Origin of the sequence: Kribbella sp. NBC_01245 (genome assembly GCF_036226525.1) — a bacterium.
Lineage (GTDB): Bacteria > Actinomycetota > Actinomycetes > Propionibacteriales > Kribbellaceae > Kribbella.
On sequence record NZ_CP108487.1, the window covers coordinates 3100973 to 3114328 of the forward strand.

At 66.6% G+C, this 13356-nt stretch carries 10 protein-coding genes; 4 read left to right on the forward strand and 6 right to left on the reverse strand.

Going from position 1 to position 13356, the window contains the following annotated elements:
- Positions 1-720: 720 nt before the first annotated feature.
- Complete coding sequence (locus OG394_RS13645; RefSeq protein WP_442914290.1) at positions 721-1875, forward strand: IS30 family transposase; 1155 nt, start codon at positions 721-723, stop codon at positions 1873-1875.
- A gap of 560 nt (positions 1876-2435) precedes the next feature.
- Here OG394_RS13645 and OG394_RS13650 read toward each other — a convergent pair.
- The 6 genes from OG394_RS13650 to OG394_RS13675 all read right to left on the reverse strand — a co-directional run bounded on the left by OG394_RS13650 (position 2436) and on the right by OG394_RS13675 (position 10495).
- Positions 2436-3470 (reverse strand): LacI family DNA-binding transcriptional regulator, encoded by a 1035-nt coding sequence (locus OG394_RS13650; RefSeq protein WP_328995688.1) that lies wholly within the window; start codon positions 3468-3470, stop codon positions 2436-2438.
- 854 nt (positions 3471-4324) lie between these two features.
- The gene (gene hemW / locus OG394_RS13655) at positions 4325-5539 is read right to left on the reverse strand and encodes a radical SAM family heme chaperone HemW (RefSeq protein ID WP_328995689.1); all 1215 of its coding nucleotides are present in this window, start codon (positions 5537-5539) and stop codon (positions 4325-4327) included.
- 10 nt (positions 5540-5549) lie between these two features.
- Entirely contained in the window at positions 5550-7382 is a 1833-nt protein-coding gene (locus tag OG394_RS13660; RefSeq protein ID WP_328995690.1) for an AMP-dependent synthetase/ligase, read from the reverse strand.
- A 211-nt stretch (positions 7383-7593) separates the two neighbouring features.
- Positions 7594-8628 carry an aspartate-semialdehyde dehydrogenase gene (locus tag OG394_RS13665; protein ID WP_328995691.1) on the reverse strand — a complete coding sequence of 345 codons (1035 nt, stop codon included), beginning with the start codon at positions 8626-8628 and terminating at the stop codon, positions 7594-7596.
- A gap of 106 nt (positions 8629-8734) precedes the next feature.
- A complete protein-coding gene (locus OG394_RS13670) occupies positions 8735-8920 on the reverse strand; it encodes a tautomerase family protein (protein WP_328995692.1) in 186 nt (61 codons plus the stop codon).
- 66 nt (positions 8921-8986) lie between these two features.
- A complete protein-coding gene (locus OG394_RS13675) occupies positions 8987-10495 on the reverse strand; it encodes a sodium:solute symporter family protein (protein WP_328995693.1) in 1509 nt (502 codons plus the stop codon).
- Between the two features lie 178 nt (positions 10496-10673).
- On the opposite strand from OG394_RS13675, the gene kduI reads away from it, so the two are divergent.
- The 3 genes from kduI to OG394_RS13690 are packed head-to-tail and all read left to right on the forward strand — an operon-like array spanning position 10674 to position 13057.
- Positions 10674-11513, forward strand: a complete 840-nt coding sequence (kduI, locus tag OG394_RS13680; protein ID WP_328995694.1) for a 5-dehydro-4-deoxy-D-glucuronate isomerase — start codon at positions 10674-10676, stop codon at positions 11511-11513.
- Positions 11510-12259, forward strand: coding sequence for an SDR family oxidoreductase (locus tag OG394_RS13685; protein ID WP_328995695.1), 750 nt, complete (start codon positions 11510-11512; stop codon positions 12257-12259). Before kduI ends, OG394_RS13685 begins: the two co-directional genes overlap by 4 nt.
- A gap of 42 nt (positions 12260-12301) precedes the next feature.
- On the forward strand, positions 12302-13057 hold the full coding sequence (locus OG394_RS13690; RefSeq protein WP_328995696.1) for an IclR family transcriptional regulator: 756 nt from the start codon (positions 12302-12304) through the stop codon (positions 13055-13057).
- Positions 13058-13356 lie beyond the last annotated feature (299 nt).

The following is a 13356-nucleotide window of genomic DNA, read 5'->3' on the forward strand; positions in this document are numbered from 1 at the left end:
TTGATTCGTCTGCATCCGCTCGCCCTTTCCCGCGGCGAGTCGATTGGTCACCGGCGCGGGCGGGCGGATTCGGACGAATCAACGCTAATCGCCTGCGAGGTATGGACTTCTACTCCGGGCTTTTGGTGGGCACCCGTCCCCCTGAGTTCTTCCGAATTGTCAGGCCGGTCCGGGCCGCGTCAAAGGCAGCGGGCTATCAGGGGGACGGGTGAAGTCTGACCGGGTGGGGTGGTCGCCTGGCGCTGAGGCCTTCGGGCAAGCGAGGGCTAGCGATCGCGAACGTGGGTTACCACCCCGCCCATGGCGGGTTCACGTGGTTGTTGCAACACCTCGATTTGAGGAGTTGTGATGGTTATGTCGTTTGTGGAGGACAACGAGCGTCACGGTGCTGCCTTGTTGCGGCTGGTGGATTCGGGGGTCGGGGTAGCGGCTGCGTGTGAGTCGTTGGGGATCGGGCGTGGTCGTGGCTATGAGATCTTGCGGGCTCGTGGCCGTGGTTCGCGTCCGCGCACGGTGATCACTGATGCGTTGCGGGAGCAGGTCATCGCGGTGTTCAAGGAATCGGGGAACATCACTGGCGCGGGTTCGGCCTGCGGGTTGAGGCATGACACTGCCCGGCGGATCCTTGTCGTGGCCGGGCTGGTTCCCGCGGTGCGGGCCGTGAAACGCAAGACCCAGGCCAGGGTCCGCCTCGAGGAGTTGCTGGAGGCGGGCTGGTCCATCACGCGCGCAGCCAAGGAGGTGGGCGTGCATCCGGGTACTGCGCGGGACTGGCATCACGGGGTCCGCAGGGTGGGCAACACGCGGGTCTATCCCGATGGGCGGGTCGTGGACTACGGCACCACAACCCGATACTCCACTTCCATGACCCCATCAGCTGACGCGGTGATCAGCGACCGTTACCTGTGCCTGGACCAGCGGCTGGCGATCGCCGATGGGCGGGTCAACAAACTCACCTTGACCGCGATCGCGGCCGGCATCGGCAAGGACAAGTCCACAGTCTCTCGTGAGATCCGCGCCCACAGTGTTGAAGGAACCTACCTGCCCCACCAGGCCCACCGCGACGCTGCGGCCGCCAGGGCCCGGCCCAAGACCTCAAAGCTGGTCACCGATCCCGCGTTGCGTGAGCAGGTCGAGCTGGGTCTGGAGCGGAAGTTGTCGCCGGAGCAGATTTCGAACAGGCTCGTCAAGGACTTCCCCGACGACGAGAGCATGCGCGTGAGCCACGAGACGATCTACAAGGCGCTCTACTTCCAGGCCCGCGGCGGCCTCAAACGCGAAGTCCAGACCGCGCTGCGCACCGGACGGACCCGCCGCAAACCACAACGCCAGCCCGGCCAGCGCCAGCACCGGTTCGTCGAGGAGATGATCATGATCTCCGAGCGGCCCGCCGAGGCCGACGATCGCGCGGTTCCCGGCCACTGGGAAGGCGACCTGATCATGGGCGAGAACAACCGGTCCGCGATCGCCACCCTGGTCGAACGCACCACCCGCTACACGATGCTGGTCCACCTGCCCGGCGGCCACGACGCCGAACAGGTCCGCGACGGTCTCATCGCGACGATGAAAACCCTGCCCGGCCATCTGCGCGGCTCGCTGACCTGGGACCAGGGCTGCGAAATGGCCAAACACAAACAGTTCTCCATCGCCACCGACATGGCCGTCTACTTCTGCGACCCGCACTCCCCCTGGCAGCGCGGCACCAACGAAAACACCAACGGACTACTGCGCCAGTACTTCCCCAAGGGCACCGACCTGAGCATCCACGGACCCGAAGACCTCGAACACGTCGCCCAAGAACTCAACGGGCGACCACGCAAAACGCTCGACTGGGACACCCCAGCCGAACGCCTACGTGATCTACTCACCACCTAGAAACCAACCCGGTGTTGCAACGACCCCTCGAAACCGCCCATTCGGGGTGGTAACCCACCTTCCAGACAGCTAGCCACTGGCTGGGCTACCTGCTTGGCCGCAAACGCACGACTCCGCGCGCTTCGACGACCGAGCGTGCATCTTCCTGAGCGAACTGGACGTTTTCACGGCCGAAAAACGTCCAGTCTGCTCAGGAAGATGGCGCCCGGACACGGCACCACCTGACGCGGCAGCGCCACGCAATCCCCACACCCGGTCCGACTCCACCCGTCCCCCTAATGGGTGCCGCCTTTGGCCGGTTCGGGCCGGGTCAAGGGCGCGTCAGCGTCGGCGGTAGCCGATGAAACCCTTGACGCGGCCCGAACCGGCCTGACAATTCGGAAGAACTCAGGGGGACGGGTGCCACCAAAAGACTCGGCCGGAAGTCCATACCTGGCAGGCGATTAGCGTTGATTCGTCCGAATCCGCCCGCCTGCGTTGTCGTACATCTGAACCGCCGCCGATTGGGCGAGCGGATGCAGACGAATCAACGCAGGGAAAGGGGGCGGGCGGGGGGTGGGTTAGGCGGAGTCGCGGATTATTAGTTTGGTGTCGAAGAGGGGTGGGCTGGCTTGGGGGGCGCCGTTGATTTTGGCTAGGAGGAGTTCGACTAGGCGGGCGCCTAGGTCTTCGACTGGTTGGCGGATGGTGGTGAGGCGCGGGGTGGTTGTGGTGGCGAGGACTGAGTCGTCGAAGCCGACTACTGCCACGTCTTCCGGCACGCGGCGGCCTCGTTCCGACAGGACTCGGAGGGCCGCCGTTGCCATCAGGTCTGACGCTACGAAGAGGCCGTCCAGGTCGGGGTGGGCGGTGAGGAGTTGGTTCGCCGCCGCCTCGCCGCCGTCGGCCGTGAAGTCGCCGACTGCTACCGCGTCATCTGGCAGACCCGCTTCGGCGAGGACCTCCTTGAAGCCGGTCAGGCGATCGACGCCGGCGGTCATATCGAGCGGACCCGTGATCGTTCCGATGCGACGGCGTCCGCGCGACAGCAAGTGCTCGACCGCCGTACGCGCACCCGCCACGTTGTCGACGTCCACGCTCGTCACCGGTACATCGACGCCCAAAGGCCGGGCGCTGAAGACGATCGGGAGCGAGAGCTGGGCGAGTTCCTTGATGATCGTGTCGCGGCCGTGGTGGCTGACGACGATCGCGCCGTCGACGTGTCCTCCGCGCAGGTAGCGCAGCAGTCGCTGGTCGTCGACCTGACCCGGCGCGGGGGCCGGCTCGATCAGCAGCACCAGCTGGGACGACGTCGGGGCGAGGGCGGTGCTCACGCCGCGCAGGATGCCCGCGAAGAACGGGTCCGAGAAGATGCGGCTGTCCGGCTCGGGCACCACCAGCGCCACCGAATCGGTACGCCTCGTCACCAGGGCACGGGCGGCCCGGTTCGGCACGTAGCCGAGCTCGATGATCGCGCGATTGACGGCCTCGACGGTGTGCGGGAGAACCTTGGGCGAGCCGTTGACGACCCGTGACACGGTGGCCCGGGACACGCCCGCGAGCGCCGCCACCTGTTCAAGGGTGGGAGAGCCCGGGTCCTGCCCTGCGATCGACATCAGACCGCTCCTTCGTTCGTGGTTCTCATCGGTTCGCAGCAGCTTCGCACAACGGTAAGCCCAGCGGGCGAGGCACGGCGGATGTCATCAACCCTTGACCGCTCCTTGCCTGATTCCGGCGACCAACTGGATTCCCCGGCACCCGGAAGACGACGGCGGGGACTGGGGCGCATGGTGGTTTTACTCCCCTGCGGATCGGTGAAAGTGAGGATGGTGGGAGCGCTCTCATGGCTGAGGGTCATGAGTTTCACGGCTCCGAATGCAAGGTGTCAACCCCCAATGCCGAACCCCGGACGCGTCACCGACCAACGCGCGGCCGCCACGTCGCCGATGTGCGGCCGCCACGTTGCCGATGTGCGGCCGCCACGTTGCGTTGATTCGTCTGCATCCGCTCGCCCATTCCGCGACGGGTTCGCGTGGAAACGGACGTGGGCGGGCGGATTCGGACGAATCAACGCCGGCGCCTGCGCGGTATCGCCACCCGGGTGGTCGGGTCGTACTGGGCGGGCGTTGGCGACGATTGGTCCGAATTCGCCCGCCTACGTGGGCGATCGAACGACCCGCCGCGGAATGGGCGAGCGAATCCAGACCAATCGACGCAACGTGGAGGGTCCCCGCCGCGGTGTGGAGGGTCCCGCCCGCGTGGAGGGTCCCCGCCGCGTGGAGGGTCCCCGCCGCGTGGAGGGTTCCCGCCGCGGTTGGAGGTCCCCGCCGTGCTGTGGAGGGTTCCCGCCGCGTTGGAGGGTCCTCGCCCTGCTGTGGAGGGTTCCCGCCGCGTTGGAGGGTCCTCGCCCTGATGTGGAGGGGTCTCGCCGCGTTGGAGGGTTCCGCTGGCCGTTGGGCGGGAGGGGGCGTTAGGGGAGGAGGTCGCGGATTATGGCGTCGGCTAGGAGGCGGCCGGGGCGGGTTAGGGAGAGGCGGGGGCCGGGGGCGAGGGTTAGGAGGCCTCGGGCCAGGGCGTCGGCGGCGGCTTTGTGGCCGAGGTCGTCGAGGAGGGAGGCGGGGAGGCCGGAGCGGAGGCGGAGTTCGAGGAGGACTCGTTCTACTCGGCGGGTTTCGGCATCCAGGAGTTCACGGGCGTACGCCGGGGATACGCCAGACGCGAGGCGTTCGGCGTACGCCGTGGGGTGTTTGACGTTCCACCAGCGCACGCCGCCGACGTGGCTGTGGGCGCCGGGGCCGATCCCCCACCACGTGTCGCCGCGCCAGTAGAGCTCGTTGTGCCGGCACCGGGCGTCATCACGACGCGCCCAGTTGGACACCTCGTACCACTCGAGCCCGGCGGCGGTCAGGAGGTCGTCGGCCAGCTCGTACTTGTCGGCCAAGTCGTCGTCATCCGGCATCGGCAATTCCCCACGACGGATCCGCCGAGCCAACTGCGTCCCGTCCTCGACGATCAACGCATACGCACTCACGTGATCCGGATCCGCCGACAACGCCGACTCCAGCGAGACTCGCCAATCCTCCAGCGACTCCCCCGGCGTACCGTAAATCAAGTCCAAATTGACGTGCTCAAACCCAGCAGCGGACGCCTCCCGAACGGCCTCCAACGCACGCCCAGGAGTGTGCTGCCGATCCAAAATCTGCAACACATGCGGCGAAGCACTCTGCATCCCAAAGGACACCCGGTTGAACCCAGCCTCACGCAATAAAGCCAACGACCGAGGCGAGACCGACTCCGGGTTGGCCTCGGTGGTGACTTCGGCATCCGGCGCCAACCCGAACTCGTCCCGTACGGCGGCCAGCATCCGGCCGAGGTCCTCGGCCGGCAGGAGCGTCGGCGTACCGCCCCCGAAGAACACCGTGTCGACCGGACGCCCGAGATCCCCGAGCACCTTCCGGGCCAGCCGGACCTCGGCGACAGCGACCGAGGCGTACGACGCCTGGGAACCGCCGCCGCCAAGCTCCTTGGCGGTATACGTGTTGAAGTCGCAATACCCACACCGGGCAGCGCAGAACGGCACGTGCAGGTAGAACCCGAACGGCCTGGTCCGAGCCTCCGCTAAAGATGCCGAGGGCAACGACCCGTCGGTCGGCGGCGGGTCGCCCTCGGGCAGTGTGGATGGCACACGGTCAAGCCTACTTGTACATCCCATCCAGCTGATCGCGGTACGTCTGCTCGACGTGCTTGCGCTTCAGCTTGAGACTCGGAGTGATCTCGCCGTTCTCGATGGTGAGATCCCGGTCCAGGATGACGAACTTCTTCACCGTCTCCCAGCGGTTCAAGCCGGAGTTCAGCTCGTCGACGTACCCCTGGACCATCTCGCGCGCCTTGTCCGACGTGACGATCTCGGCGTACGACTTGCCGCCGAGGTCGTTCTGCTCGGCCCAACCGGCGATCGCGTCCGGGTCGAGCGTGACCAGGGCGCTGACGAAGTTGCGCTGGTCACCGTGGACGACGAACTGGCTCGCGTACGGGCAGATGGTCTTGAAGGCGCCCTCGATGGCCTGCGGGGCGATGTACTTGCCGCCGGAGGTCTTGAAAAGGTCCTTCTTCCGGTCGGTGATGTAGAGGAAACCGTTGTCCAGGTGGCCGATGTCGCCGGTGTGGAACCACTCGTCGACGATCACCTCGGCGGTCTGGTCCGGCTGGTTGTGGTAGCCGCTCATCACGCCCGGGCCCTTGATCAGCACCTCACCGTCCTCGGCGATGCCGATCTGCGTGCCGGTCAGGGGTACGCCGACGCTGCCGAGGCGGTACTGGTCAATCCGGTTCAGCGTCGAGCCGGCCGAGGTCTCGGTCAGGCCGTAGCCCTCCACGATCAGCAGGCCGGCCGCGTGGAACCACTCGGCCAGTTCCTTGTTCAGAGCCGCGGCGCCGGAGACGAACAGCCGGATCCGGCCGCCGAACCGGGCCCGGATCTTCGAGAGCACCAGCTTGTCCGCGAGCCCGAACTGGACCGCGAGCAGACCGCTCGGCTCCTTGCCCTCCTGCCGCAGCTTGGACACCTTGTGCCCGACGCCGAAGGCCCAGTGGAACAGCTTGGCCTTGACCCCGCCCTCGGCCTCCATCATCGTGACGACCCGGCCGTGCGCCTTCTCGAAGATGCGCGGCGCGGCGCCCATGAAGGTGGGCTGTACGACGGCCAGGTTGTCGACGATCTTGTCGACGCGGCCGTCCACGGCGGTCGCGAAGCCGATCTGCATCTGCGCGGCGATCAGGCCCTGACCGAAGACGTGAGCCAGCGGCAGCCACAGGTACTGCAGGTCGTCCGCGTTGAGCTGACGCGAGTGCTCCACCGACGAGCCGAGCCAGGTCCACGCCGAGTGCGGCAGCCGCACGCCCTTCGGCCGGCCGGTCGTACCCGACGTGTAGATCAGCGTGCAGAGCTGGTCGGACTCGATCTGCGCGACTCGCCCGTCGACCGCGTCCGAGTGCTCGGCGAGGTACTTCTGGCCGAGCTCGTCCAGGGTGGCGACACTGATCACCCAGTCGCCGTCGCGCTCCTCGGGCTCACCGTCGATCAGCACGACCTTCTGCACCGCCGGCAGTTCGGTCCGGTGCTGGCGCAACTTGTCGACCTGCCCGGCGTCCTCGGCGAAGATCACCCGCGCCTCGGCATCAGCCGCGATGAACGCGACATCGGTCGCAAGCGTGGTCGGGTAGATCGTGGTCGTGGCTGCCGCGGTCAGGACGATGGCCAGATAACACTGGACCCACTCGACCCGCGTGTTCGCGGCGATCGCGACGCGCTGCTGCGGCTCGATCCCCAAGGCGATCAGGCCCGCGGCCCGTCGCCGTACCAGCTCGTCGGTCTCCTTCCAGGTAACCGACTTCCAGCCCGAATCGGCCGGTGCGCGGAACGCCTCCCGATTCGGTGTGGTCGCGACGCGGTCCAGGAACATCTGCGCCAGATGGTCCTTGCGCGTAGTCAGCTCGGTGACGTCGCCACCGTCTGCAACAGGCATCATGCGGGCCTCCCCAGGCACTAAGTAACCGCACGGTAGTGGGTTTGCCCCTTACCTGACTACGGTCATCGCCCGCCCATACGCACCATCTCGATTACGTTTTCGCATCATGCGCGCACGAGTTGTGGCCCTGATCTCACTCGGCGCGACGCCCGCACACGGCTACCTACGCACCGCCAGCGAGTTGTCGCGGTGCGTAGGCGAGCAGGTTGACCTAGCTGAGGCGGCGGCGGTGTAGCTCCTCGGCGATCTGGATGGCGTTGAGGGCGGCGCCCTTGCGGAGGTTGTCGTTCGAGACGAAGAGGACGAGGCCACGGCCGCCCGGGACGGACTGGTCGACGCGGATTCGGCCCACGTACGACGGGTCGTTGCCCGCGGCAAGCAATGGCGTCGGGATGTCGGCCAGCTCCACCCCGGGCGCGGCCGCCAGCAGTTCGGTCGCGCGCTCAGGCGTGATGGCCTCGGCGAACTCGGCGTGGATCGTCAGCGAGTGACCAGTGAAGACCGGGACGCGCACGCAGGTGCCGGCGACGGCCAGCTCTGGGATGTGCAGGATCTTCCGGCTCTCGTTGCGGAGCTTCTGCTCCTCGTCGGTCTCACCCGAGCCGTCATCGACGATCGACCCGGCGACCGGCACCACGTTGAACGCGATCGGCGCCTTGTAGACCGAAGGCGTCGGCAACGTCACGCCCGCCGTACCCAAGGCCAGCGATTCGGCGCCGTCGATCAGCCCCTGGGTCTGGCCGTACAACTCCTGCACGCCGACACCGCCCGAGCCCGACACGGCCTGGTACGTCGAGACGATCAACCGGGTGAGCCCAGCAGCCTTGTGCAACGGCGCGAGCACTGGCATCGCAGCCATCGTGGTGCAGTTCGGGTTGGCCACGATGCCCTTGGGCGTGTGGTCCAGGTCCTCGGGGTTGACCTCGGCGACGACCAGCGGCACGTCCGGGTCCATCCGCCAGCCGGACGAATTGTCGACCACGATCGCGCCCGCGGCGGCGACCTTCGGCGCGAACTCGCGGGAGGCGGTCTTGCCGTTGGAGAAGAGGGCCAGATCCAGACCGGAGAAGTCGGCCGTGGCCGAGTCCTCGACGGTGATCTTCTCTTCGCCGAACGGCAGTTGGCTGCCGGCGGACCGGGCGGAGGCGAAGTACCGCACCTCGTCCACCGGGAACTTCCGCTCGATGAGCAACTGGCGCATCACGCCGCCGACCTGACCTGTGGCTCCGAAGACTCCTACTCGCATACCCCGAAATCTAATCGACGCGGAGCAAGGCCAAGGGCAAATACCGAGAAATGGAACGACCCGGGTCCCAGCGGGGTGGGCGGGGACCCGGGTCGGCTTGAGGGTGTCAGCTGTCGGACACCAAAGTGCCGCCGTTGGCCACATCGGACTTCTCGATCTCGGTGAAGACGATCCGCACCGCCTCGCGCTTGGCGTTCAGGATCGAGATGGCGGCCTCGGTCACCGCCGTGACGAACTCACGACGCTGGTCCATGGTCCGGCCGGACAGCAGTTCGACGGAGATGTTGGGCATAGGTGCTCCTTCAGAAGTCGTCAATCGTTCCGCAGATGAGAACAGGCTCCCATCATATGGAACTGCCTAGTGAACCGGCGCGGGCTGTCCACCAGCGGTCTCCGACACGCCATCGTCGTTCAGCGAGTCGACCAGCACATCGACATCGGGCCTGCGCTCGGGCATCAGCAACCCAAGGCCGACGTAGATGATCAAGGAGGTTGCCAGCGGCAACGCCACCACCAGCGTGACGTCCTTCGACTCGATCCCCCACTTCACCACGGTCCAGACGGCCAGACCGGCGGCCCAGGACGTGATCGCGGCGCGCGGCCCGGAACGCTTGAACCAGGGCAGCATGCCGAGCATCAACGGGATCGAGATCGGGCCCATCGTCGCGGCCACCAGGTCGACGACGATCTTCAGCACCACGCCCTGGCCATTGGTCAGGATCGCGATCAGCATGCTCACGGTGACGAACGTGAAGGTGGTGATCCGGGCGAACTTCAACGCACCCGCATCGCTCAGGTTGCGCACCTTCTTCACCAGCACCGGGGCGATATCGCGGGTGATGACCGAGGAGATCACGTTCGCGTCGGAGGCGACCATCGCCATCGTGTGCGAGAAGAAGCCGGCCAGCACGAGGCCGATCAGACCCGACGGCAGCAGCAGCTGGGCGAGCTCGATATACGCCTGCTCGGACTTGCCGAGGTTCGGCACCAGCAGCGGCGCGGCGCACATCGGGATGAACAGGATCAACGGCCAGACCAGCCACAAACCACTGGAGAGCAAGGCCGATCGCTTCGCCGCGGAACCGGATGGCGCGGCCATGTAGCGCTGGGCCAGGTTCCACATTCCGCCGTTGTACTCAAAGGTTTTGATGAACAGGAAGGCGATCAGGTACGTACTGGTATACGGACCGGTGAGTGCATCGCCATGGCCTTCCGGCAGCTTGTCCCACATCGTCCACAGGGTGGAGATGCCGTCCAGATGCGTGAGTACGCCGATGAACATGGCGATACCGGCCGCGGCCTGGATGATGAACTGGCCGAAGTCGGTGAGTACGTCGGCCCACAGACCACCGAGGGTCGCGTAGAGCATCGTCACCACGCCGGTGAGCAGAATGCCCCAGCGCATCGGCACACCCGTGAAACCGTTCAGCAGGATGGCGATCGCGACCCACTTGGCGGCGATGTCGACCACCTTGAGGGTGGCGCCGCTGTACGCGAGCACCTGCTGGGTGGGCAGGTTATAGCGTCGCGCCAGGTATTCCAGCGGCGAGACGACACCGTGTTTGGACCGCAGCCGGTTCCATCTGGCGGCGAACAGGAACGCGCCGATACCGACGCCGACGCCGATCGAAACCGCCCACCAGACGTAGACGGTGATGCCGTAGTCGTACGCGACGGCGGCGAACGCGACGAACATGACGGCGCTGTAACCGGACATGTGATGGGAGATCCCCGACAGCCACCACGGGATTCTGCCCCCGGTGGTGAAGTAGTCGACGATCGTCTTGATCTTCGTGCGGGACCACACGCCGATCAGCACCATCAGCACGAAATAGCCGGCCAGCACCGACCAGTCGAGGGCTGTCATGACACTCCTCACGAGCAGGCTGAGACCCCAGACGGGGTGACCAGAAGGTTCCATCTGTCAGAATCTGGTGTCAATAGATGGAACTGATTCGATCGACAACCACCGCTCAGCCGCCCTGGTTGCGCACGAAACGCGGACGGCGTTTGACACCAGGTTCCGCCTGGTAGAACCTTGTTCTGTGACTGATCTCGAGGTTCGCCATGCCACGCATCCGGACCAGGTGCCCGGGTTCGACACCGCCGCGCTGCGCCGCGCCTACCTGGTCGAGCGGTTGCTCACCGACGACGAGGTGACCGCCGTGCTCACCCACCACGACCGGATCGTGCTGGCCGGTGCCCGCCCGGTGAACGGCCCGCTCACGCTCGGCACCTGGCCGGAGCTGCGCAGCGAGTTCTTCCTGGAGCGCCGCGAGGCCGGCATCGTGAACGTCGGCGGCGCGGGCACGATCACCATCGACGGCACCAAGTACGACCTTGCCAACGGCGCCTGCCTGTACGCCGGACGCGGTTCAAGCGAGGTCACTTTCGAATCCGCGAGCGCCTCCGAACCGGCGGACTTCTACATCTTCTCGGCCACGGCGCACACCTCGTATCCGACGACGCTGGTCGCACCCGGCGAGGGCAACCGCCTCGAGCTCGGCGACCAGCAGACCTCGAACCGCCGGACCATCAACCAGTACATCCACGCGAACGGCGTGCAGAGCTGCCAGGTCGTGCTGGGTGTCACCACGCTCCACCCGGGCAGCACTTGGAACACGATGCCCGCGCACACGCATGACCGCCGGACCGAGTGCTACCTCTACTTCGGACTGCCCGAGACCGAGCGCGTCGTACATCTGCTGGGTGAGCCGGACGAGACCCGCCATCTGCTGATCGCGGACCGCCAGGCCGTCATCTCCCCCAGCTGGTCGATCCACTCCGGCGTCGGCACCGCGGCGTACAGCTTCGTCTGGGCGATGGCCGGCGAGAACCAGGCTTTCACCGATATGGACGGCGTCGACGTCCAGGATCTTCGGTGACGTTCTCCCTGCTCGGCCGGACCGCCCTCGTCACCGGCGCCAGGCGGGGTATCGGCGCGGCCATCGCGGCGGGGCTCGCCGAAGCGGGCGCGGACCTGGTGCTGATGGCGCGTGACGACGCGCTCGAGGACACGCTGGCCGCGATCAAGGCCCACGGGCAGGACGCGACCGTGGTGACCGCGGACTTCGCCGATCCGGCCGAGGTCGAGAGCGTCTGTACGGCGCTGGCGAAGTCCCGGCCGATCGACATCCTGGTCAACAACGCGGGCACGATCCGTCGGGGGCCTGCGGCAACGACCTCGGCGGCCGACTGGCAGCACGTGCTCGACGTCAATCTGAACTCCACCTGGGCCGTGACCCGGCCGATCGGCGCGGCGATGCTCGAACGTGGTGCGGGCAAGATCATCACGATCGCGTCGTTGCTCAGCTTCCAGGGTGGTATCACCGTGCCGGCCTACACCGCCAGCAAGCACGCTGTCGCCGGGCTGACCAAGGCGCTCGCGAACGAGTGGGGGCCGTGCGGCATCCAGGTCAACGCGATCGCCCCTGGGTATATCGCGACCGACAATACGACCGAGCTCAGGGCTGACGCCGAGCGCGAGGCGGGAATCCGCGATCGTATTCCGGCCGGTCGCTGGGGTACACCGGAAGATCTCGTCGGCGCGGCCGTGTTCCTCGCGTCGAGCGCCTCGGATTACGTGAACGGCCATATCCTCGCGGTCGATGGCGGGTGGCTGGCCCGCTAGACCGTAGGCATGATTTGGGAAGGAAGTGTCAGGATGAGCACCATGAGTTCACCTTCGGCCATCGACAAGACGCTGATGGTGCTCGACGCCGTCCTCGAGCACTCCCGGTTCACCGACGTGGTGAACGCGACCGGTCTGGCCAAGTCGACCGTGCACCGGATCATGGCCTCACTCGTCGAGCACGAGTTCGTCGCGCAGGCGGAGGACGGGTCGTATCACCCTGGTCCGAAGGCGCTGCGGCTCGCCGGGCATGCGCTGACGAATGTCGATCTTGCGACCGTGGCGCGGCCGGTATTGGCGGATCTCGTTGCGCAGACGCGGTGCACGGTGCATGTGGGGTTGCTGAACGGCGATGAGGCGATCTACGTCGCGCGGCTGGACGGGCCGAAGCCGTACCGGATGCCGTCGCGGGTCGGTAAGGCGTTTTGGCTGCACTGCACCGGCATCGGGAAGGCGCTGCTGGCCGAACAGACCGACGAAACGATCGACGCACTGGTCCATCGGACTGGTCTACCTGCGCGCACACCGCTCACCCACACCACCGCGACCGCCCTCAAGGCCGACCTCGCCCAAGTCCGTGAACGTGGGTATGCGTTGGACGACGAGGAGAATGAGCCCGGCATCCGCTGCGTCGCCTCGGTCATCCACGACCACACCGGTACGGCGATCGCGGCCGTGAGCATCTCCACGCTCTCCCTCGAACAATCAATCGCCCAAGTCGCCCTCATGGCCCCCGCCGCCATCGAGGCAGCCCGCAAAATCTCCGCCGCCCTCGGCTACCGCGAACCCACCCCGTAAACCCCGCCACCACCAGCCGGATCGGCACCCCCTCAGCCCAGGCGACCCCACGCCAACACCGGCACCACTGACGCGATCGGCACCCCCAAGCCCTGCGTCGATTTGCCTGGATTTGACCGCTGGATTGACCTCGGTGATGCCAATGAACTCCGCGCGGTCAAATCCTGGCAAATGGACGCTAAACGTGCGCCCCGCATCACGTCTTCCCGGGCTCGGCACTAGCGTCGGTTTGCCAGGATTTGACCGCGCGGAGTGGTTCCGTCGGATGACTAGCACTCCCAGCGGTCAAATCCAGGCAA